22 protein-coding genes and 1 tRNA gene are annotated in these 20,246 nt (G+C 68.7%); 14 read left to right on the forward strand and 9 right to left on the reverse strand.

The genetic code is table 11. The features are described from left to right. The first annotated feature begins 79 nt into the window (after positions 1-79). From AB0H36_RS22630 to AB0H36_RS22645, 4 genes are all read left to right on the forward strand, one after another. On the forward strand, positions 80-568 hold the full coding sequence (locus AB0H36_RS22630) for a SigE family RNA polymerase sigma factor (RefSeq protein ID WP_360526549.1): 489 nt from the start codon (positions 80-82) through the stop codon (positions 566-568). Positions 569-585: 17 nt separating this feature from the next. Then, positions 586-1,368 carry a hypothetical protein gene (locus AB0H36_RS22635; protein WP_360526552.1) on the forward strand — a complete coding sequence of 261 codons (783 nt, stop codon included), beginning with the start codon at positions 586-588 and terminating at the stop codon, positions 1,366-1,368. A gap of 96 nt (positions 1,369-1,464) precedes the next feature. Beyond that, positions 1,465-1,938, forward strand: a complete 474-nt coding sequence (locus tag AB0H36_RS22640; protein WP_360526555.1) for a hypothetical protein — start codon at positions 1,465-1,467, stop codon at positions 1,936-1,938. A 68-nt stretch (positions 1,939-2,006) separates the two neighbouring features. Beyond that, positions 2,007-2,144: a hypothetical protein gene (locus AB0H36_RS22645; protein ID WP_360526558.1), complete on the forward strand. Its 138-nt coding sequence runs from the start codon at positions 2,007-2,009 to the stop codon at positions 2,142-2,144. A gap of 3 nt (positions 2,145-2,147) precedes the next feature. On the opposite strand, the gene AB0H36_RS22650 is transcribed toward AB0H36_RS22645, so the two are convergent. Together AB0H36_RS22650 and AB0H36_RS22655 are read right to left on the reverse strand one after the other, a co-directional pair. Beyond that, entirely contained in the window at positions 2,148-2,768 is a 621-nt protein-coding gene (locus AB0H36_RS22650) for a response regulator transcription factor (RefSeq protein WP_360526561.1), read from the reverse strand. Then, positions 2,765-3,937, reverse strand: coding sequence for a sensor histidine kinase (locus AB0H36_RS22655; protein WP_360526564.1), 1,173 nt, complete (start codon positions 3,935-3,937; stop codon positions 2,765-2,767). The genes AB0H36_RS22650 and AB0H36_RS22655 overlap by 4 nt, the downstream gene beginning before the upstream one ends. A 138-nt stretch (positions 3,938-4,075) precedes the next feature. Here AB0H36_RS22655 and AB0H36_RS22660 point away from each other — a divergent pair, with 138 nt between their 5' ends. Both AB0H36_RS22660 and AB0H36_RS22665 read left to right on the forward strand, forming a co-directional pair. Continuing rightward, a complete protein-coding gene (locus AB0H36_RS22660; protein ID WP_360526567.1) occupies positions 4,076-5,032 on the forward strand; it encodes an SMP-30/gluconolactonase/LRE family protein in 957 nt (318 codons plus the stop codon). Between the two features lie 17 nt (positions 5,033-5,049). After that, complete coding sequence (locus AB0H36_RS22665) at positions 5,050-6,204, forward strand: ankyrin repeat domain-containing protein (protein WP_360526570.1); 1,155 nt, start codon at positions 5,050-5,052, stop codon at positions 6,202-6,204. Here the strand turns inward: AB0H36_RS22665 and AB0H36_RS22670 are convergent. Continuing rightward, positions 6,201-6,872, reverse strand: coding sequence for a DUF429 domain-containing protein (locus AB0H36_RS22670; protein ID WP_360526573.1), 672 nt, complete (start codon positions 6,870-6,872; stop codon positions 6,201-6,203). The two genes, AB0H36_RS22665 and AB0H36_RS22670, sit on opposite strands and share 4 nt — an antisense overlap. 40 nt (positions 6,873-6,912) lie before the next feature. On the opposite strand from AB0H36_RS22670, the gene AB0H36_RS22675 reads away from it, so the two are divergent. Beyond that, positions 6,913-7,647: a lipoate--protein ligase gene (locus AB0H36_RS22675; RefSeq protein WP_360526576.1), complete on the forward strand. Its 735-nt coding sequence runs from the start codon at positions 6,913-6,915 to the stop codon at positions 7,645-7,647. Further along, complete coding sequence (locus AB0H36_RS22680) at positions 7,644-8,885, forward strand: amidase (RefSeq protein ID WP_360526579.1); 1,242 nt, start codon at positions 7,644-7,646, stop codon at positions 8,883-8,885. The genes AB0H36_RS22675 and AB0H36_RS22680 overlap by 4 nt, the downstream gene beginning before the upstream one ends. A gap of 106 nt (positions 8,886-8,991) precedes the next feature. Here the strand turns inward: AB0H36_RS22680 and AB0H36_RS22685 are convergent, their stop codons facing one another. From AB0H36_RS22685 to AB0H36_RS22695, 3 genes are all read right to left on the reverse strand, one after another. Beyond that, complete coding sequence (locus tag AB0H36_RS22685) at positions 8,992-9,168, reverse strand: hypothetical protein (protein ID WP_360526582.1); 177 nt, start codon at positions 9,166-9,168, stop codon at positions 8,992-8,994. Between the two features lie 67 nt (positions 9,169-9,235). After that, on the reverse strand, positions 9,236-9,550 hold the full coding sequence (locus tag AB0H36_RS22690) for a hypothetical protein (protein ID WP_360526585.1): 315 nt from the start codon (positions 9,548-9,550) through the stop codon (positions 9,236-9,238). Between the two features lie 121 nt (positions 9,551-9,671). After that, on the reverse strand, positions 9,672-11,396 hold the full coding sequence (locus tag AB0H36_RS22695) for an aminotransferase class V-fold PLP-dependent enzyme (RefSeq protein ID WP_360526588.1): 1,725 nt from the start codon (positions 11,394-11,396) through the stop codon (positions 9,672-9,674). Positions 11,397-11,490: 94 nt separating this feature from the next. On the opposite strand from AB0H36_RS22695, the gene tenA reads away from it, so the two are divergent. The 4 genes from tenA (at position 11,491) to AB0H36_RS22715 (ending at position 15,531) form a co-directional block, all read left to right on the forward strand. Beyond that, entirely contained in the window at positions 11,491-12,153 is a 663-nt protein-coding gene (gene tenA / locus AB0H36_RS22700) for a thiaminase II (protein ID WP_360526591.1), read from the forward strand. Continuing rightward, positions 12,150-13,697: an NAD(P)/FAD-dependent oxidoreductase gene (locus AB0H36_RS22705; protein ID WP_360526594.1), complete on the forward strand. Its 1,548-nt coding sequence runs from the start codon at positions 12,150-12,152 to the stop codon at positions 13,695-13,697. Before tenA ends, AB0H36_RS22705 begins: the two co-directional genes overlap by 4 nt. A gap of 71 nt (positions 13,698-13,768) precedes the next feature. Continuing rightward, positions 13,769-13,841: transfer RNA gene (locus tag AB0H36_RS22710), tRNA-Lys, on the forward strand. Positions 13,842-14,097: 256 nt separating this feature from the next. Beyond that, a complete protein-coding gene (locus AB0H36_RS22715; protein ID WP_360526597.1) occupies positions 14,098-15,531 on the forward strand; it encodes a tyrosine-type recombinase/integrase in 1,434 nt (477 codons plus the stop codon). A gap of 46 nt (positions 15,532-15,577) precedes the next feature. Here AB0H36_RS22715 and AB0H36_RS22720 read toward each other — a convergent pair whose 3' ends face one another. Both AB0H36_RS22720 and AB0H36_RS22725 read right to left on the reverse strand, forming a co-directional pair. Then, a complete protein-coding gene (locus AB0H36_RS22720) occupies positions 15,578-15,934 on the reverse strand; it encodes a hypothetical protein (protein ID WP_360526600.1) in 357 nt (118 codons plus the stop codon). 168 nt (positions 15,935-16,102) lie between these two features. Continuing rightward, positions 16,103-17,308, reverse strand: a complete 1,206-nt coding sequence (locus AB0H36_RS22725; protein WP_360526603.1) for a LuxR C-terminal-related transcriptional regulator — start codon at positions 17,306-17,308, stop codon at positions 16,103-16,105. Between the two features lie 129 nt (positions 17,309-17,437). On the opposite strand from AB0H36_RS22725, the gene AB0H36_RS22730 reads away from it, so the two are divergent. Together AB0H36_RS22730 and AB0H36_RS22735 are read left to right on the forward strand one after the other, a co-directional pair. Then, positions 17,438-18,457, forward strand: a complete 1,020-nt coding sequence (locus AB0H36_RS22730) for an amidohydrolase family protein (protein ID WP_360526606.1) — start codon at positions 17,438-17,440, stop codon at positions 18,455-18,457. A gap of 39 nt (positions 18,458-18,496) precedes the next feature. Beyond that, on the forward strand, positions 18,497-19,042 hold the full coding sequence (locus AB0H36_RS22735; RefSeq protein ID WP_360526609.1) for a YceI family protein: 546 nt from the start codon (positions 18,497-18,499) through the stop codon (positions 19,040-19,042). A 69-nt stretch (positions 19,043-19,111) separates the two neighbouring features. Here the strand turns inward: AB0H36_RS22735 and AB0H36_RS22740 are convergent, their stop codons facing one another. Then, positions 19,112-20,167 (reverse strand): RNA polymerase subunit sigma-70, encoded by a 1,056-nt coding sequence (locus tag AB0H36_RS22740; protein ID WP_360526612.1) that lies wholly within the window; start codon positions 20,165-20,167, stop codon positions 19,112-19,114. Between the last annotated feature and the right edge of the window lie 79 nt (positions 20,168-20,246).

A 20,246-nucleotide genomic window follows, 5' to 3' on the forward strand; every position in this document is an offset into this window, starting at 1 on the left:
GAAAGTCTTCTGATCTGGGTGTGACCTGCCTTGTGGATGGATGCGTCATCTAGGCAGGAGCGTCGATCGAAGGGCTGCGATGAGGGGTTCTGATGAGTTTGAGGAGTTTGCGCGGGCTCGGATTCCGCAGTTGTACCGGACTGCTTGGTTGCTGACCGGGGATCGGCATCATGCCGAGGATCTGGTGCAGGACACGCTCGCGAACATGCTCAAGGCTTGGCCTCGCATCGACAGTCCTATCGCTTATGCGCGGACTGCGTTGGTTCGGACGTTTGTGTCTCAGCGGCGGCGGCGTAGCTGGTCCGAGCGGCCTACTGCTGAGGTGCCGGAGCGGGTTGAGCGGGGTGGGGATCTCGCGTTGCGGGTGGCGTTGCAGGCGGCCTTGGCTGAGCTGGCGCCGTTGGATCGGGCGGTGCTGGTGCTGCGGTTCTTCGAAGATCGCAGCGTCGAGCAGGTGGCGCTCGATCTTGGCAAGAACGCCAGCGCGATCACGACTCGGACGTCGCGGGCCTTGGAGCGGCTTCGGGCCGTCCTCGGTGACGACGCGGCTCAGTTGATCGTGCACTGAACTCACCGGGAGAACTCATGAACAACCTGAACGACACGCTGCCTGCGCTGATGCAGCGGGCTACTGAGAATCTCGAGCCGGTCTCCAACGATCTGCTCGAGCGGAGTCTGCACGAGGGGCTTCGGCTGCGGCGACGCCGTACTGCGCTCCTCAGCGTCGCCGGCGCTAGTGCCGTGCTGGCAACGGCGGGGTTGGTGGTCAGCGCGACGCAACTCGTTGGCGGACCGTCCGACGTGGCAGTGAGCGGCATTACGACCGCGCCGTCGGCGACGCCGATTGCGCCCAAGGCGACGCCGGTGACGTCGCAGGAGGGGCTGGCCACGCTGCGGGCGCTCGTGCAGGCGCCGGGGCGGACGCTGTCTGCGCCGCAGGCTTGGGGTGACAAGGGAGCGATTGGCGCCTCGTACGTGGTCGATGACGGGCAGGGGGCGTCGCGGGTGGAGGTGCTGTTGACCGGCGGTGGCGAGGAGAACCGGTGTGCTGCGGCCGGTAGCGGCTGTACCACGCTTCCGGATGGGTCGAAGGTGTTCAGTCTGATGGAGGTGCCTTCGTACGCCGGGTCGCGCAACGTCGACGGCGTGGTGTCCAACTACGTGGCACGGTATTTGCCTGACGGGCGCTTCATGAGCCTGACGAGCTACAACGGTCCGGCCGAGAAGGGGACGCCACACACCCGCACCAAGCCGCTTCTCACCGTTGCGCAACTGACCGAGCTGGTGCAGAGCCCGCAGTGGAAGCTGCCTGACCGCAGTGTCGTGAAGCCGTCCAAGGGGACCACGCCGGCCACCAAGACCAAGTAGGCACCTGCAACATACTGGCGGTCGACGCCTCCCTCGCGTACGGCGGAGATTGCGGGTGCGACCGGGGTGTTCCAGGGCGCGCGGCTCGGTGCGTCGATGGTGAGTCAGGCGGTGGCCGACGGCACGGTGTTCTCGGGGTGGATGGTGTTCGGCGACGTGATGTACAAGGTCGGCTACCCGGCCGACGCCGACCGCAAGCTCGTCCCGGGGACGCTGGTGAAGCAGCGGGTCGGCGCCGGCTGGAGCGGGTTCAGCACCATCGAGACCTCCCGGTACTACGACGCCACCGCCGCCTACCGCCGTACGAACCAGTACGCTCTCCGCTCCGACGGTGTCCTGTTCCGCTGGACCATGTCCGGCGACACCTGGACCAAGCCGGTCAGTGCTACCGGGTTCTCATCGCTGCGCACGATGGCGCTGATCAGCCAGACCCGGACGTACGACACCTTCCTGGCCACCACCCGGGGCTGCGCGCTCTACACGGTCCGGCTGCCGGTCACCGCGCCGCTGAAGCCGGTGGTGAAGCTGGTCCGGGCGGCGGGCAGCGGTGGGAGCCGTACCAGAACCTGATCGCCGAGAAGTGCGGCCAGTACGGCACTCTGCTGCTCGCCATCGACCGCAACGGCCAGCACGCGCAGATGTTCGCGATCGGCCACGCCAACGGGACCGCGACCGTCATCCAGGAGTTCCACTGGGTGCAGGCCGAGTTCCCGGACCCGGTCTACTTCCGCTGGACCGTCCCGCCGGCGCCGGGCTCCAACCTCAACGGCGAGTAGGCCTCACGCGGGCGGCCGGATGATCCGCTGCTCGATGGCCCGGGCCACGGCCGCGGCCCGGGTGTCCACCTCGAGCTTGGTGTAGATGTGCGAGAGGTGGGACTTGATGGTCGCCTCACTGACGAACAGCCGCTTGGCGAGCTCGCGGTTGGACTGGCCGGTCGCGAGCAGGCCGAGGATCTCGACTTCGCGATCGGTAAGGCTCGGGCCGGTCCGTCGTACCAGTCGGGCGGCGACTGCCGGCGCCAGGACCACCTCGCCGCGGGCAGTGCCGCGGATGGCTCGGAACAGGTCCTCCGGCGGCGCGTCCTTCAGCAGGTAGCCGGACGCGCCCGCGTCGATCGCGCTCAGGATGTCGGCCTCGGTGTCGTACGTCGTCAGCACCAGGACCTGCGGCGCCTCCGGCAGTGCACGCAGCCGTGCGGTCACCTCGGCCCCACCTGGCCCGCTGCCGAGGTTCAGGTCCATCAGTACGACGTCTGGCCGGACAGCCGCGACCAGTTGCTCGGCACTGTGCGCGTCGGACGCCTCACCGACCACAGTCAGGTCGTCTTGTCCCTCCACGAGCGCACGCATCCCCGCGCGCACCACAGGGTGGTCATCGACCAGCGCTACCCGGATCACGACTGCTCCAGCGGTACCGATGCGGCCAGCGCCGTACCCTCACCTGGCTCGCTCTCCAGCACCAGCGTGCCCCCGAGCGCCTGGAGTCGCTCGCGGATGCCGGCCAGGCCGCGGCCACGGTCCGGGTCGGAGCTACCGACGCCCAGACCACGGCCGTCGTCGCGGACGTCCAGTACGACGGCATCCGGCTGGTAGGTCAGTGTGACGACCGCAGTGGTCGCGGCAGCGTGTTCGAGCACGTTAGCCAGTGCACCACGCGCCGTACGCAGTAGTGCGGTTTCCACGTCCGGCCGGAGTGCCACCGGCGTGCCATGCACCTGGACCTGCACATCGACTCCGCTGTGCTCGGCCAGTCGCTCGCATGTCTGCCGCAAGACGTCCGGCAGCGAGCCGCTCACCAGATCCGCAGGCGCTAGGTCACGGACGACCCGCCGTACCTCATCTAGGCCGTCGCGAGCAGTCGCCGCCGCCTGCGACGCGTGCTGGCGAGCAGCGCCTGGCCGGTCGTCCCACTCGCGTTCGGCCGCCTGCAGCAGCAGGTTGATGCTGGACAGCCCCTGCGCCACGCTGTCGTGGATCTCCCGCGAGAGCCGCGCCCGCTCGGCCAGTACGCCGGCCTGGTGCTGAGCGTCTGCCAGGTCGCCTTGCGCCGCGTGCAGGTCGTCCAGCAGCGCCTGCCGCGCGAGTGCATCCCGCTCCAACGCCCGGTAGGCGCTGACAGCCAGTACGGCGACGCACACCGGCCCCAGCACGATGGTCGGGTCCAGACGGTCGGTCATCCGGGTCCACGTGACCACAGTGGTCGCGACCATGCCGGCCACCACCACACAGGCCGGCCAGAACGGCAGCACGCGCAGCGCCACGAACGACAGCGGTACGGCGCACCACGCGAACGACGGCGCCAGCAGCACCAGCCCGAACCACACCGCCACCACAAGCCCCAGCCACACCCGCCCAGGCAGCACCCGGTACGCCGCGTAGGTCGCCAGCAGCACACCGGCTCCGGCAAGCACCCACGGCGCCCGGTCGCCGAATCCGTGCCCGGTCAGGTACCGCACCGTGGAAGCCAGCACGAGGACGACGAACGCCGTGTGCAGCGCCGTCACCAGCCCGTCGGCGCGGGCGAGGATCCCGGTCACCCACGGTAGCTGCGTTCGTGAAGTGGTCATGTCGAGCCGATGGTAGGCCCGAACCACGCCCGGGAAAATCATCCGTTCGGCTATCCGATCGTCCCCGAACGCCCGTCGTACCCCAGCCGCCCACGGAGCAGGCTTGAGACATCCACCCCTTCTCGAAGCGAGGTACTCATGTCCGTCCGCTCCCTGTCCGCCACGCTGGCGCTGTCCGCCGCACTGCTCGGCGCAGGTGCTCCTGCTGCGTTCGCATCCGCCCGGCCCGCCAGCTACGAGCTGCCCGGTGACGCGGGCGGGTCCAAGTACGAGGGCATCGGGTACGACGTACGCACGCAGCGGTTCTACGTGTCGGAGACGACCGGCGGTGAGATCCACCGTGGCGACCTGCGCTCCCCCGGCGCGACGGAGTGGTTGCGCGGCGACGGCACTGACGGCCGCTGGACCGCCCGCGGCGTCACCGTCGACTCGGAGGGCCGGGTGTACGTCGCCGGCGGTCCGAACGGCATCGACCACCCGGGCGCACCCGACCTGTGGGTGTACGACCGGGCCGGTCGACTGCTGGCCGCCCTGCGCACCGGCGTGCCGAACGCGTTCCTGAACGACGTTGTGATCGGGCCGGACGGAGCGGCGTACTTCACCAACTCCAACGTGCCGCAGGTGTTCCGTGTAGCCGAGCGGCACGGCGACTGGACCGTGCGGACCTGGGCGGACGCCACTGCGACGATCCCGACGCAGGCCGGCTTCAACCTCGGCGGCATCGTGCTGTCGCCGGACCGCCGCGCACTGGTCGTCGCCCAGGGCAACGTCGGCAAGCTGTGGCGCTTCGACCTGCGCAGCGGCAAGGTATCGGCTGTGGACACCGGTACGGCGGACCTGGTCAACGCGGACGGTCTCGTGCGGGACGGCAATGCGCTGTGGGTCGTGCGGAACTTCTCGCGGGTGCTGAGCACCCTGCAGCTGTCGCAGGACGGCCGTACGGCGACTCTGGTCTCGGCAACTCCGACCGACCCGACCCGGGTGTTCACCACTGCCAAGCTCGCCCAGGGCAGGCTGCTGCTGGTGGACAGCAAGTTCGACGAGCAGGTCGCCGTACCGCCGTACCAGGTCGTCGCCTTGACCCCGCCACGCTGATGAACAGAGTTGTCGCCATGGCTGCCGTCGTCCTGATGGCGGCAGCCTGCTCCCCCGCTGAGCCGCCGCCCGCTCCGACCCCGAGGACGTCCACTGTGCGATCACTGGACCAGCAACTCATCGACGCCGCCTGGAAGAACGACGTCCGCACGGCAGGTCGGCTGATCACGGCAGGCGCCGATGTGAACGCGGTCGACGACACCGTGCAGAGCGCGTTCCTGATCGCGGCCAGCGAGGGCTACCTCGAACTGCTCGAGCTAACCCTGCAGCATGGCGCCGACGTGCGCAGCCTGGACAGCTACCGCGGTACGGCGCTCATCCGCGCCGCCGAGCGTGGTCACGCCGCCGTCGTCGGCCGCCTGCTCCGCGCAGGTGTCGCCGTCGACCACGTGAACCGGCTCAACTGGACCGCACTGCATGAGGCGGTGCAGTTGGGCGACGGCAGCCCGCGGTACGTCGACACCGTCCGGCTGCTCATCGCCGCGGGCGCGGACCGCAACCCTGCGGGCACCACTCCGGTTCCTGCTGGCGATGGTGCCGTTGCGGCCGCGCTAGGCACCAAACCGCCGGCGCGCGACGACGCCACGGATGCATTGCTCGAAGCAGCCGAAGCAGGGGACGCCAACCGGGCAGCGGCGGCACTCGGGGCCGGCGCCGAGCTGGAGTCTCGTGATGCACACCGCCGTACTGCGCTGCTGCTCGCCTCACTGCACGACCGCGTCGACGTCGCCCGGCTGCTGGTGACGCTCGGCGCAGACCCGGACGCGCAGGACGACCGGCAGGACTCCGCCTGGCTGGTCACCGGCGTCACCGGCAGCGTGGCCATGCTGGAGACGCTGCTGCCGGCCGACCCCGACCTCACCCTGCGCAACCGGTACGGCGGCATCTCCGTCATCCCGGCCAGCGAACGCGGCCACGTCGACTACGTCCGTCGCGTGGTCAAGACCCCGATCAACGTCAACCACGTCAACAACCTCGGCTGGACCGCCCTGCTGGAAGCCATCATCCTCGGCAAAGGCACCGAGCCCTGGCAGCAGATCGTCGGCATTCTGCTGGCCGCCGGCGCCCACCCGTCGCTCGCCGACGCAGACGGCGTCACCCCACTCCAGCACGCCACCAACCGCGGGTACGACGAGATCGCCGACCTTCTGCGCGACGCCGGAGCGCGCTAGACCCAGATAGCGGCCGTCACGCCCTCGCCGAGGACCTCAGGAGGATCCGGGTAGGCAACCGCCTTGCCCTCGGCGTACCGCCCGGTCGTCCACGCCACCGCGGCCGCATCGAGCACGTCGTCGACGGCTCCATACTCACCAGCCGCGCCGATGTCGGCGGGCATCAGCAGACCAACGCTCGCCAGCAGGCGCCTGCGCTCCTCGATGCCCGCCCAGGTCGACTTCGGATGCTCCAGCGAGTGGCCCGCCATCGTCGCGAAGCAGACCTCCGGATGCACCTCGATCACCGGACAGCCCGCGGTCGGCGCCCAGGCGTCCACCTCCAGGATCCGCTGCGCCAACGCATAGGACTGCCTGCTGATCCCCTTCCCGGTCAGCCGCAGACTGACCTCCAACGCCTCCGCGTACGTGGCCGCCGCGACCGCATCCCGCACCGGCGTGGAGAACACCGACGACGCTCGCCGTCCAACCATCCGCCGGGCCAGCACGTCGGCCTGCCGCGCTCCAGTCGCGGGCATGCCGACCGGGATGTCGATCCCGACCACGTCCAGGGACCCGTCCTGCGCCGCCGCCGCGACCACCTCGTCGATGGTCCGGCCGAAGTACCCGCGCAGCTCCCCCGAGACCCCGACCCACCCCTTCTTGCACGCATCGACTCCAAGCACCATGGCTCACAGCCTTCCACGGCGGGCGTGACACGATGGCTGGGTGCTGGTGATCGGTGGCGGGGTAGACGACGCGGCGGTTGAGTTGGCGGTTGGACATGCGCTGGTACGGCGGGTGTCGGCCGGCGAGGTGACGGAGGCGTTGCGCGTCTACCGGCCTGCGTCGCCGGTCGTGGTGTTCGGACGACGGGACACGCGGCTGCCCGGGTTCGCGGCTGCTGCGCAGGCTGCTCGGGCCGCTGGGTTCGAGCCGCTGGTGCGGGCAGTGGGCGGGCGTCCGGTGGCCTACACGACCGAGGCGCTGGTGGTGGACCACGTCAAGCATGAGCAACTCGCACCGGACGGCCTGGAGACCCGGTTCAAGGAGTACGGCTTGCTGTACGCCGACGTACTGCAAGCTCTCGGGATCGACGCGCGGGTGGGGGCAGTGCCTGGTGAGTACTGTCCGGGTGCACACAGCATCAACGCGCGCGGTGTGGTGAAGCTGGTCGGCACCGGGCAGCGCGTCGTCCGTAACGGCTGGCTGTTCAGCGCACTGGTCGTGGTGGGTGACGACGAGCGGCTCCGGGCCGTGCTGACGGACGTCTACCGGCATCTGGAGTTGCCGTTCGACCCGGTGTCGGTCGGCTCGCTGTCGACGGAGGTGCCCGGCCTGACCGTCGACATGGTCCAGGGCCAGCTTCTTGACGCGTACGGCGCGCCCAGCCCGGTCACCCTGGACGACGCAACGCTCGAGCTCGCGGTGTCTCTCGCGGCCGATCACCGGGTCGACGCATGATCCGGGAGATCGCTGAAGGAGTACGCTCCGGGCGGCTGGATCCCGTCGTACTGGTCGAAGAGGCGCTTCGGCGTGCCGACGAGAGTCAGCACCTCAACGCTGTGGTGCATCTCGACGCGCCGGGTGCGCGGAAGGCGGCTGCTGACCATCCGCGCTCGGGCGCGTTGGCCGGCGTACCCGTGCTGGTGAAGGAGATCATCGAGGTCGAGGGCCTGCCGTTCCGCTGTGGGTCGGCCGGGATGGACGAGGTTGGCCGGCGGGATGCCGAGGTGGTCGCGCGGCTGCGGGCGGCCGGGGCGATCGTGATCGGGCTGAGTCATACCCACGAGTTCGCCTACGGCTGCACCGGTACGTCGAACCGCGTCGGGCCGTGCCGCAACCCGCACGACCCGAGCCGGATGACCGGCGGGTCGAGCTCCGGCGCCGGCGCGGCCGTTGCCGCGGGCATCGTTCCGCTGGCGCTCGGGACGGACACCGCGGGCTCGGTGCGGATCCCGGCCGCGTTGTGTGGCGTGGTCGGCTTCAAGCCCGCCGACGGGACGCTGCCCGTCGACGGCGTGTTCCCGCTCGCGATCAGCCTCGACCATGTCGGCGTCCTCACCACAACCGTCGCCGACGCGGCGTACGCCGTCGCTGCGCTGACCGACCTGCCCGTTGGCGCCGGGCGGGAGCCTGAGCGGCTGGGTGTCGTGGTGAACGAGGAGTACCTGAACTACACGCCGGAGGTCGGCGCCGCCTGGTCCGACGCGATCAGTGGATTGTCGACAATCGACGTGCGCCTCCCCGACTGGGCCGAGAGCTTCCAGACGGCCGCCGACCTGCAGGGCCCGGAAGCAGCCGCCAACCACGCCGGCCGAGACACCTCCCGCTACCAACCCGACGTCCAGGAACGACTCCGCGAAGCCGCCGCCGTCCCCCGTTCCCGGTACGACGCCGCCCGCACCGAGGCCGTCGAGATCACCGCTGCTCTGGACGAGCTACTCCACGAGCACGATGCGATCCTCACGCCGACTGTTCTCAGCACAGCGCCACCCATCGACGCCGTGGACACCCCGTCCGGCGCCGTCGCCGTACGCACGTCACTCCTGAGCAACACCCGCCTGGCCAACCTCACCCGGCACCCCGCGATCACCATTCCCCTGCCCACAACAGGTCTCCCCATCGGCCTCCAGGTCATTGCCAAGGACAACGACCAGACAATCGCAACCGCCCACTGGTTGGAGCAGCGACTGCGCTAGGACATCCGTAACGTGGTCAGGTCGGGGTTGTAGCGAGCGGCCAGGTAGTAGGGCCGGGCGATGCTTTCCAGGGCGTCAGGCGAGTCGATCGCGCGGTCGAGCAACGTCAAGTCGAAGGGCGCTGTGGACTGGTGGTTCCTTCGAGCACGGTCTCGACCAGCAGCGTCTTCCCGATGCCCGCCTCGCCCCGGACGAGCACAGCCGCCGACGAGGTCGGCAGCGTGGCAGTAAGCCCCCTGAGAAACCCGACCTCATCCCCTCGACCCACCAGCTCGGTGGCCACCTGCCCATCATGCGTCACCCAAGGCAGTTGGTGTAGCCGTACCTGCTGGTGCAGGTACGGCTACTGGTCAGGCGGTGTGGACGCGGCGGCGCTGGACGAGCCACATTGTGGCGAGTGCGATGGCGGCGCCGCCGATCGCTGAAGCGCCTGCTTGAAGGGCCTCGGTGCCGGTGTCGTCGACGGCGGTCAGGGCCGTGCTGGTGTCGGGCACCCCGGCCGGCTCCTCCGGGTACTCGGGGTAGTTCGGCGGACCAGCCGGGACGGCCTCGGTGACCCTAGGACTCGGTTCGTCCGGGGGCATCGCCGATGCCGCCGTCGCGCCGATCATCGTGGTGCCGGCTGCGAAGGCGAGCGCGGCGAGGATGGACAACGGGTGCTTCATGGCCAACTCCTTGCGGTGAGAATTGCTTGCATCACCACAGTCGTCGCGCAGCCCCGCTGCCCACATCGGGCATCTGCCCACACCTCGCCACCCGATGTCCTTAGGCAGCTCCCGAAACGCCTCAGGTCCGGTTGCTCAGGCAGCGGGCGGGAAGGTCGAACCAGCGGAGGTGGTCGAAGTCGGCGTTGACCTCGCCGTCGTGGTCGGGGGTGCCTGGGCAGGTCGAGAGCAGGTCGCGGGCCTCGGCCAGGTAGTCCTCGAGGGCCGACTCGGGGGCGGTGTGGTCGTGGTGCGGATACCGGAGCGTGCCGTCGGCGTCGTACCCGACCTGGGACAGCCGCATCGGGGGCTCGATCGGGCCGCGGTGGTGCCGCCACAGGCCGTTGGCCGGGTCGAAGCGGTAGTCGCCGAGCAGCCGCCACCCGTCGCGGGCGACCAGCTTGACCGCCTCGACGACGTACGTGAGGGCGGCCTCGGAGATGAAGTAGTTGAAGTTGACCCGCACCCAGCCCGGCTTGATCCCCTCGCAGCCGTGCAGGATCTCCGCGGCGAACTCGTGCGACCGCTCGAGGTCGATCCCGAGCAGCGTGTGCCCGTACGGGCCCGCGCACGAGCACCCGCCGCGCGACTGGATCCCGAACAGGTCGTTCAGCAGCGCGACCACGTAGTTGTGGTGCAGGTACCGTCCGGACGGCGCCTTCACCACGAACGACACGATCGACAGCCGCTCGGCGTCCAGGTTGCCGAGGATCTGGATGTTCGGCTCCTGCTGCCAGGCCTCGACCGCGCGCCGCAGGTAGGCGTCCTCGTGCGCGCGGATCACGTCGATCCCGACCGCCTGCTTGAGCTGGAAGGCCAGCCCGGCCCGGATCGACCCGATGATGTTCGGCGTGCCGCCCTCCTCCCGATGCACCGGATCCTCGAGGTAGCGGTGCTCCAGCGGGTTCACGTACGCGACCGTCCCACCGCCAGGCACGTCGGGCACCCGGTTGCGGATCAGCTCCCGGCGGGCAACCAGTACGCCGGGAGTCCCCGGCCCGCCGATGAGTTTGTGCGGACTCAGGAAGATCGCGTCCTTGTACTCCAGCGGGTCGTCGCCGTACATGTCGATCTCCACGTACGGCGCCGCCGCGGCACAGTCCCAGAACGACAGAGCGCCGTACCGGTGCAGGAGCTTGGAGAGCCGGCGCGTGTTGCTGACGATCCCGGTCACGTTGCTGGCCGCGGAGAACGAGCCGATCTTCAGCGGGCGGTCCGCGTACTGCACGAGCCGCGACTCGAGCTGGTCGATGTCGATGTGGCCGTCGTGGTCCTGGCTGATCACGACCACGTCGGCGATCGACTCGCGCCACGGCAGCTCGTTGGAGTGGTGCTCGTACGGCCCGATGAACACGACCGGGCGCTGCTCCGGCGGGATCTGGTCGGTGAAGTGGTAGGTGTCGTCGAGCTCGGCCGGGATCCGCAGTCCCAGGATGCCGATCAGCTTGTCGATCGCGCCGGTCGCACCGGAGCCGCAGAAGATCACCGCGGTCTCGTCGTCGCCGCCGACGCTGTCGCGGATGATCCGGCGGGCGTCCTCGCGCAGCCGGGTGGTCTGCAGGCCGGTCCCGCTGGACTCGGTGTGGGTGTTCGCGTATCGCGGCAGCACCTCGGCGCGGATGAAGTCCTCGAGGAAGGTCAGGGCGCGTCCGGAGGCGGTGTAGTCGGCGTACGTCACCCGGCGCGGCCCGTACGGCCCGTACATGACCTGGTCGTCGCCGATCACCGAGGCCCGGATCCGGCGCAGCAAGGGGGTGTCGGGCGGCATACCGGCCGTCACGTCAACCCGCTCCCCCTGGATGGTCATGGCGCCAGGGTAGAGCGCGCGAGTGACTTTCGTCTCGTGCTGTCGTGCCGCGTTGTGGATAAGGTCGTCGCAGTCGACGGCGAGGGAGTTGGGGATGACGTTTTCCACCGAGCTGTGGGACCGCGGTGGGGCGCCCGTGTACGACGAGATCGTCCGGCATCCGTTCATCACCGGGCTGACCGACGGCACGCTGGACCACGACGCGTTCCGTTACTTCATCGTTCAGGACAGTCACTACCTGCGCTCGTACTCGCGTGCCCTGACCCTGGTCGCCGGCCGCGCGGTCGACGAGGACGCGGTCAGCATGTTCGCCCTGCACGCGGCCAACGCGATCGCGGTCGAGCGGGAGCTGCACGCGTCGCTGCTCGGTTCGCTGGGTCTGACGTCGGCGGATGTCGACACAGCCGGGTCCGGGCCGACGACGACGGCGTACATGTCCTATCTGACCGCAGTGTGCGCGACGGGCACGTACGCCGAGGCCGTGGCCGCCGTACTGCCGTGCTACTGGATCTACCGCGACGTGGGTCGCGAGCTGCTGAAGCGGTCGTCACCGGACCCGCTGTACCGGCAGTGGATCGAGACGTACGGCTCGGAAGAGTTCGACGCTGTCGTCGAGTCGGTGCTTGCGGTGACCGACGGGCTGGACGTGAGCGCGTCGGAGCGGGAGCGTTGTCACCAGCACTTCAGTACGACGTGCCGCTACGAGTGGATGTTCTGGGACGCCGCGTACCACAAGCTGGATTGGCCGGTCGGATGAAGGATTTCTACGACGCCGTGATCGTCGGCGGCGGGCACAACGGCCTCGTCGCCGCCACGTACCTGGCCCAGGCCGGGATGTCCACGCTGGTCCTGGAGCAGCAGCGCCATACCGGCGGCGCCGCGGTCAGCCAGCAGGTGTTCGCCGGGGTCGACGCCCGGCTGTCGCGGTACTCGTACCTGGTCAGCCTGTTTCCGGACAAGATCGTCGCGGACCTGGGCCTGTCGCTGGACCTCCGGTCGCGCGCGGTGGCGTCGTACACCCCGGTACGGCGCTCCGGCCGCGACGTCGGCCTCCTCGTCGAGCGACCGGAGGGTGCGGGCACGCGTGCGTCCTTCGAGGCGCTGACTGGGAGCGATGCGGAGTACTCGGCCTGGTCCGAGTTCTACGGCGCGGTCGGGTCATTGGCCGAGGTGATCGCGCCGACCCTGCTCGAGCCGTTGGAGCCGGCCGCCTCGATGCGCTCGCGGATCGACCCGGCCCTGTGGGACGAGATCATCGAGCGTCCGCTCGGCGAGACCATCGAACGGCGGTTCGCCGACGACACCGTGCGCGGCGTGGTGGCGACGGACGGGGTGATTGGCACGTTCGCCGGCCTGCACGACGAGTCACTGATCCAGAACCGGTGCTTCCTCTACCACCTGATCGGCAACGGCACCGGCGAGTGGCGGGTGCCGGTTGGCGGGATGGGCGCGGTCACGGACGCCTTGGCGGCCGCGGCTCGGCGGGCGGGCGCCGTACTGGTCACCAACGCCTCGGTGACGTCCGTCGAGGCGGACGGCGTCGGCGCGTCGGTGACGTGGCTCGGTGGGGACGGCGAGCGGTCGGTCGACTGCTCCTACGTGCTGTCGAACGTCGCGCCGACCACGCTGGACGCGCTGCGTGACCGGCCGGTCGGCGTGAAGCCTGAGGGGTCGCAGCTGAAGATCAATCTGTTGCTGTCCCGGCTGCCTGTGCTGAAGTCCGGGGACGACCCGCGGCGTGCGTTTGCGGGCACGTTCCACATCGATGAGGACTACAGTCAGTTGGAGTCCGCGTACCGATCGGCTGCGTCCGGCGAACTGCCCGCCGTACCTCCGTCGGAGGTGTACTGCCACTCGCTGACCGACCCGTCGATCCTGTCCCCGTCGCTGGTTGCCTCCGGCCACCACACGCTGACCGTGTTCGGCGTGCACTTCCCGGCCCGGTTGTTTGCCTCCGACAACGACGCGGCCCGGGAGGAGTCGACCCGCCGGGTGCTGGCCGGGCTGGCGTCGTACCTGGCCGAACCGCTCGAGGACTGCATCGCCCGGGACCCGGACGGCAACCTGTGCGTCGAGGCCAAGACGCCGTACGACATCGAGGAGTCGGTCGGCATGCCCGGCGGCCACATCTTCCACGGCGACCTGCAGTGGCCCTGGGCCGCCGACGACACCGACACCGGCCGCTGGGGCACCGAGACCGACGTCGCCAACCTCCTGATCTGCGGCTCCGGCGCCCGCCGCGGCGGCGCCGTCTCCGGCATCGGCGGCCACAACGCAGCCATGTCCCTCCTCACCCGCTAACCGATTTCGCATCTCCCATCCACCCCTGCTACGATCCTCATCGTTCGACCGCAAGACACAACACAACACAGGCGCCGCTAGCTCAATTGGCAGAGCAGCTGACTCTTAATCAGCGGGTTCGGGGTTCGAGTCCCTGGCGGCGCACAAACACCCAGGTCACGCAGGTGCCCTGGGTTTCTTGATGTCCGCGACGCACTCAATACGCACTCATATGCCGCGCGCCGACTCCGAGCCGATCCGCACACCGCCGCCTCGTGCACCACCCGCGGCCGCCGGATCGCGGTTCATCTGATCGTGACTGTGCGTCACATCACATCGCTTCGCAGCGTTGCCGACTTCTCCGATTCGGCGCCGTCCCCAGCGTTGAGCTTCCAACCATCAGACAGGTTGGAGGCTTGACATGGCGAAGCCGCCGATCCCTCTCGGCTCTTGGGGCGAGATCTCGACCTGGGTCACAGCGACCGACGGCAAGGGCAAGCCGATCAAGTACAAGTCGCAGGCCAAGTTCCGCGACCACGACGGCCACGTCCGCCAGGTGTCGGCCTACAGCAAGACCAAGACAGCGTCCGAGCGCGCCCTGCTGAAGAAGCTCCAGGACCGCGCCAAGACCAACCAGTCAGGCGAGCTGACCGCGCTGCACAAGCTCAACCACCTGTTCGACCTCTGGGAGAAGAGATTCGAGGCACTGGTCGCCGACGGCACCCGCTCACCAACCTCCCTCGACACGTACCGCCGAGCTCTCAAGAACCACGTCCGCCCCGCCCTCGGCGAACTCCGCATCGGCGAAGCCACCACGCCTCGCATCGACACCGTTCTCACCAAGGTCAAGACCACGGCGGGCGGGCCCACCGCCAAGACGTGCCGCGCCATCATTTCCGGTGCCATGAAACTTGCCGTCCGCTTCGGCGCCCTCTCGGTCAACCCCGTCCGTGAGGTCGACTCCATCGAAGCCGCGCCCAAGGCTCCGCCTCGTGCCCTGACCAGCGAAGAAGTCACGCTGCTTCGCAGGAGCCTGGCAGCTGACGAACGCGCCGTCGAGGCCGACCTGCCTGACCTGGTGACATTCATGCTCGGCACCGGCGTACGCATCGGCGAAGCCCTCGCCGTCCTCTGGCACCAAGTCGACCTCGAAGCCGGCACCGTCGAGATCACCCACACCATCGCCCGCGTCAAAGGCGAAGGCCTGATCCGCAAGCCCACGAAGTCGAAGGCCGGCGAACGCCTCCTCCACCTCCCCAACTGGGCCATCGCCATGCTCCGCACCCGCCACGCCGCAGGCATCCGCCTCGACAGCCCGGTCTTCCCCGACACCCTCGGCGGCTACCGCGACCCCTCCAACACCCGCCGCCACCTCCGCACAGCCCTCTCCCCCGTCGCCAACACCGCCCGCCGCGACCTAGGCCTCACCCTCCGAGCCCTCCGCCGCGAAGCACACCTCACCCGCAAGCAAGTCGCCGAAGCCCTCACCCGGGCCCAAACCAGAATCGAACTCATCGAAACCGGCCGCATCAAAGTCGACCGTCGACTGATCACTGACCTGATCGGGACCTACGGCCTTGAACTCGAGAACCTGCCCGCCCTAGCCACTGCGGTCGACAGAGCGACCCAACCGACCGAGTCCGACAAACTCGCCTGGATCCGCTCCCACGCCCTCCGCAAGACCACCGCCACCGCCCTGGACGAAGCCGGCCATACCGCTCGCCAAATCGCGGACCAACTAGGCCAGGCCAGGTCTCCATCACCCAGGACATCTACCTGGCCCGCCGCGTGGCGAACCCTGCCGCGGCCGAGGCTCTCGAACGAGCCTTCGACGACCCCGACTTACCCCGACTAGAACATATGTTCGAATCCAGGTTACGCTGGGGGCATGCTTGGGCGGTTCACGGTGCGGCGTCTGTTGGTCGAGTCAACGCCTTCGGCGGCGTTAGTGTCGCGTCGGTGTCGACGACGCTTGAAAACGAGGCCATAGCGACGTTGGGCGAAGACGTACTTGGCAATGATTGAGAGGGCCGACAACGCTGTCGCGGCGTCTCGGCCGACACGAACTTGGTCATACCTCGCTGCACAGGTATCAGATCGTCGGTGTTGAACAGAACCAGCGCCATTAGGTACTCGTTCCAGACCGGCAGGGCCTTGATCACCGCCACCGCCGCGAGGCACGGCCTCGCGAGTGGCAGCATGATCCGCCAGAACGTACCGACCGGCCAGCAGCTGTCCAGAACTCGAAGTGATCCCACGAGACGATGGTGATCTCCAGCTAGCGCCCCTGCTCCACATTTGTGGAGAACTGGGACGAGTTGTGCATGCCAGTACACCGTGGAACCGTGACCTGGTACCTGCTCAGATTGCAGAGAACTTCCGGATCCGCGGCCCGACGCGTACCTTGGCTTTCCGGCCCCGGGCGGTCAGAGGTGGGCGTCGCGGGCTAGGGCGGCGGCTTCTCCGCGGGAGCGGACGCCGAGTTTGGCCAGGATGCTCGCGACGTGGAATTTCGCCGTGTGTTCGGTGATGTGCAGCCGGGTTGCGATCTCCCGATTGCGTCTGCCTGCGGCGAGTTCGGTCAGCACCTCGAGTTCGCGAGGGCTGAGGACGCCCAGCGCGTCCGGGCCAGGTACGGGTGGCAGCGCGAGCGGGATGCGGGCCGTGACGGCGGTTCCCCAGCCGGGTACGGCGTCTACTGCGAAGTCGCCACCCAGCGCGATCACCCGCTCCCGGAGCCGGTACTCGGCCAGTTCCTGCGGGAACAAGGCGCCGTTGCCGTTGTCGCGCACACTGATCGTCAGATCCGCGTCGTTCACCTCCCAGCCGACCCGGATCCGGCGGGGGTCGGTGTGTTCCACCATGGTCAGAACACATCCCCGCGCGACAGTTCCGGCGGCAGCGGCGACAGCGGGTGCGAGCAGCCGGTCGCCCCGCTCGGGTGGCACCAGTTCGAGGTCGAAGCCGCTGTACCCGGACAGCGACCGCAGCCCTGCGCTCATGGCAGCGAACGCCTCGGCGGCGGTCCGTTCGCCAGCCGCAGGGCGAGCGCGGAGTCCGGTCAACGCCATGGAGGCGAGCGAGATGGCGGCCTGCCGGGCCGCACTGTCTTCGAGCCGGCGCGAACGCAGCGCTCCCAGTAGTGCGGTCAGCGTGGCCGAGTGTGCGTCTTTCAAAGCAGTCAGGGCTTTGGCGTGTTCGCCGGCGGCGGCTCGGCCGGCAGCCAGGTACAGCGGCGGATCGAGCGCGCCGAGCGACATGAGCATCCTCAGCCGTACCACCGCGACTTCCCAGAGGCGCTGCACCAGGTCACGTGCCGTGGCGTTGCCTCGGCCGCCGACCAGAACCAGCACGCTGCCCGCCGCGGCAGGCTCGGTGGACGCCACCGCGAGCACCTGCCGTGCGGACCCGCCGACAACCGCGCGCCCGGACCACGTCGTACCGGGCGGGACGCGTTGGATCAGTTCGGCCAGCTCAGTGACCACTGGTGCGGCCGCGCCGAGCTCGAGGCCTGTGCTGTGTACGGCGTCGTCGATGAGGGCTGCGGCCCAGTCGTGTGGCACGTCGCCGGCGAGTTCGGCCGACAACCGCGCCAAGATCACCGCGTCGGGCGACCGCAGCACTGCCAGCACGGCATCCAGCGTCGCCTCGTCGATCGGTCTCCACTCCTTCGGCCAGCTGATCCTGCTCTAAAGAGTAGCCGGGTAGCTCATCGACCGGTGCAAGCCTGGAATCAGCACTGCCGGACGAGAGGAAGAAACATGAGCATCAGCGTCCTGCCGAAGATCGCGCTCGAAGAGGCGTACGCGCATCCGGACGACGTTTCGCGGATTCTGGCCAGCGACGAGGAACTGGCCAGAATGTCCGACGGCGGCGGAGTGATGCCGTCGTACTACCGGCCGGTGCTGGAGAAACTCGGCGAGTTCGACGACATCCGCCTGAACGCGATGGACGCCGCCGGCATCGAGCACGTCGTACTGTCACTGACCGCTCCCGGCATCCAGGCGATTACCGATCCGTCCCAGGCCACCGCGGAAGCCCGCCGGCAGAACGATTTCCTGGCCGAGCAGGTCGCGAGGCACCCCGACCGCTACTCCGGCTTTGCCGCCGTTGCCCTGCAGCAGCCCGACCGCGCGGTCGAGGAGATACGCCGCGCCATCACCGAGCTCGGGTTCAAGGGCGTCCTGGTCAACGGCTACACCAATGTCGGGGACAACGACCACGGCCTTTACCTCGACGATCCGGCGTACTACCCCTTCTGGGAAGCCCTGACCGAACTCGATGTTCCGCTCTACCTGCATCCCCGCCCCGCGCTACCCGGTGGGTTGATCCCGTACGACGGGCATCCCGAGATGAAGGGCGCCACTTGGGGCTTCGGGACCGAGACGGCTTCTCACACCGTACGGCTCCTGCTCGGCGGACACTTCGACCGTTTCCCGGACGCCCAGTTGATTCTGGGCCACCTGGGCGAGGCGCTGCCGGCCCTGCTCTGGCGAACACAGCACATGTTCGACCTCAACCCGTTCGCCCAGAAGATCAACAAGACACTGCCGGAGTACTTCGCCGACAACATCTGGATCACCACCAGCGGCGCATTCTCCGACCACGCCCTGACGAACGCCATCCTGACCGTCGGCGCCGACCACATTCTGTTCTCCGTCGACTACCCCTACTCTACGAACGCCGAAGCCTCGGCCTGGATCGATCAGGCCCCCATCAGCGAGCTCGACCGCCGAAAGATTGCGCACAGCAACAGCCGCAACCTCCTCAGCCTGGGCTGAGGACAACACCGTCATCATCGCACCGACAGGAGAAAGCTCATGGAGTGGAAGATCGACCCAGCACACTCATCCGTCGACCTCTCCGTTCGTTACCTCGTATCCACCATTCACGGCCGATTCAACGGCCTCCGTGGCCCGGTCCAGCTCGGCGACGGGCCGGACGGTGAAGTGCCGGAGCTCGTTTCGTTCGACGCGAACTTCGACCTGGACAGCTTCGATTCAGGTGTGCCGACCCGCGATCACCACATCAAGGGCGAGGACTTCCTTGACGTCGGTGTCCACCCGGAGGCCAAGGTCAGGCTGGCGTCGCTGACCAAGGATGTGCTGTCCACCTACCTGATGACGGTGGAGCTGACACTGCACGGCGTGACGCGGGCGGTCGACCTTGTCGCCGACACCGCAGGACCGGTGACCGACGGCTTCGGCATCCAGCGCGTCGGCGCCCGCGCCACCGGCCGCCTCCGGCGCAGTGAATTCGGCATATCGGCCTTCCGCGGCCTGATCTCCGACATTGTCGAGTTCACCGTCAACGTGCAGGCCGTGCCCACATCAGTGCCGGACGACAAGCTCCCCCCGGCCAAGTGAGGTTTCGGTTCAAGAGGCGAGGCGATCTTCTCGGCCGCAGCGACGCGACTCGGTATCTGCGACGGTCATTCAGTGGTCGGTTGCGGCTAGGCGTGGCGGAAGGCCGAATCTCGGGAACAGGCTTGGGTCGACGAAGCCGGTGACGGCGCAGATCAGTCCGTTGTCGATGGTGAGCACCATGAGGGCGAAGGGCTGATACCCATCGGGTTCGCGGTCCGCGGGCGCGTAGACGGCCAGCGCGGGCTGACGGTTGGCTGCCGTCGGTACCAGGCGCAGGCTCCTGCCCAACGCGCTGCCGAACAGCTTCCGCAGGTAGACCTCGATGTTGTCGCTCCCGTCGTACCACGACCTGCTCGGCGGCATCGCCATCTGGGCGTCGGCGCGCAACAATGCGACCAGGGCGGCCAGGTCGGCCGCATGCCAGGCCCGCGCGTACTTCCTCGCCAGCTCGATCTGGTCCGCCGGCGGTGTCTGGTCGCCACTGCCGGGCAGCCGGGCATCGAGGCCACGGCGGGCTTGCTGCAGGGCACTGTTGACCGAGGCGGCCGATACTTCGAGGATCGCAGCGGTGTCCGCCGCGGACCAGCCGAGGACGTCGCGCAACACCAGCACCGCACGTTGCCTCGGAGCCAGGTACTGGATGGCTGCGATGAAGGCCAACTCGATGTGCTCGCGGCGAACCACCACGGCGGCCGGGTCGGCCCTTGGGTCTGGGTCGGTCACGTCCAGCAGCGCATCCGGATACGGCTGAAGCCACGGTAACTCGGGGTCGTCCGGTTCAGGGGGAATCCGGGGGTCAGCGGGGTCGGCGATCGCGGTCGGAAGCACTCGCCGGGCGCGGTAGTCGAGAGCATCCAGGCACGTATTGGTGGCGATCCGGTACAGCCAGGCCCGCAGCGACGAGCGCCCCTGAAACCCCGCCAGTCGCCGCCACGCCTTCAGCATTGCCTCCTGAACGGCATCCTCCGCGTCGTCCACCGAACCGAGCATCCGATAGCAGTGCACCAGCAATTCGCGTCGGTGCGGTGCGGTCAAGAGCTGGAACGCCTCCGCATCACCACCTACCGCAGCCGCCAGCAGAGCTGGCGCATCCGCAGGCGCAACGAATCCGTCAGTCGTCGCCACGCGCCCAGGCTACGACTCACGCGCGATGAATTCGCGGCCTGGTTGCCGTCACAACTGGTGAAGCCGTCTCACCACGAAA

Origin of the sequence: Kribbella sp. NPDC050820, assembly GCF_040653975.1 — a bacterium.
Taxonomy (GTDB): Bacteria; Actinomycetota; Actinomycetes; order Propionibacteriales; family Kribbellaceae; genus Kribbella.

What these genes read in the sequence shown, in the direction of transcription:
- AB0H36_RS22630 (WP_360526549.1), top strand. Translation starts at nt 80, where the DNA reads ATGAGGGGTTCTGATGAGTTTGAGGAGTTTGCGCGGGCTCGGATTCCG.
- AB0H36_RS22635 (WP_360526552.1), top strand. Translation starts at nt 586, where the DNA reads ATGAACAACCTGAACGACACGCTGCCTGCGCTGATGCAGCGGGCTACT.
- AB0H36_RS22640 (WP_360526555.1), top strand. Translation starts at nt 1,465, where the DNA reads ATGGTGAGTCAGGCGGTGGCCGACGGCACGGTGTTCTCGGGGTGGATG.
- AB0H36_RS22645 (WP_360526558.1), top strand. Translation starts at nt 2,007, where the DNA reads ATGTTCGCGATCGGCCACGCCAACGGGACCGCGACCGTCATCCAGGAG.
- AB0H36_RS22655 (WP_360526564.1), bottom strand. Translation starts at nt 3,937, where the DNA reads ATGACCACTTCACGAACGCAGCTACCGTGGGTGACCGGGATCCTCGCC.
- AB0H36_RS22660 (WP_360526567.1), top strand. Translation starts at nt 4,076, where the DNA reads ATGTCCGTCCGCTCCCTGTCCGCCACGCTGGCGCTGTCCGCCGCACTG.
- AB0H36_RS22665 (WP_360526570.1), top strand. Translation starts at nt 5,050, where the DNA reads ATGGCTGCCGTCGTCCTGATGGCGGCAGCCTGCTCCCCCGCTGAGCCG.
- AB0H36_RS22670 (WP_360526573.1), bottom strand. Translation starts at nt 6,872, where the DNA reads ATGGTGCTTGGAGTCGATGCGTGCAAGAAGGGGTGGGTCGGGGTCTCG.
- AB0H36_RS22680 (WP_360526579.1), top strand. Translation starts at nt 7,644, where the DNA reads ATGATCCGGGAGATCGCTGAAGGAGTACGCTCCGGGCGGCTGGATCCC.
- AB0H36_RS22690 (WP_360526585.1), bottom strand. Translation starts at nt 9,550, where the DNA reads ATGAAGCACCCGTTGTCCATCCTCGCCGCGCTCGCCTTCGCAGCCGGC.
- AB0H36_RS22695 (WP_360526588.1), bottom strand. Translation starts at nt 11,396, where the DNA reads ATGACCATCCAGGGGGAGCGGGTTGACGTGACGGCCGGTATGCCGCCC.
- tenA (WP_360526591.1), top strand. Translation starts at nt 11,491, where the DNA reads ATGACGTTTTCCACCGAGCTGTGGGACCGCGGTGGGGCGCCCGTGTAC.
- AB0H36_RS22705 (WP_360526594.1), top strand. Translation starts at nt 12,150, where the DNA reads ATGAAGGATTTCTACGACGCCGTGATCGTCGGCGGCGGGCACAACGGC.
- AB0H36_RS22715 (WP_360526597.1), top strand. Translation starts at nt 14,098, where the DNA reads ATGGCGAAGCCGCCGATCCCTCTCGGCTCTTGGGGCGAGATCTCGACC.
- AB0H36_RS22730 (WP_360526606.1), top strand. Translation starts at nt 17,438, where the DNA reads ATGAGCATCAGCGTCCTGCCGAAGATCGCGCTCGAAGAGGCGTACGCG.
- AB0H36_RS22735 (WP_360526609.1), top strand. Translation starts at nt 18,497, where the DNA reads ATGGAGTGGAAGATCGACCCAGCACACTCATCCGTCGACCTCTCCGTT.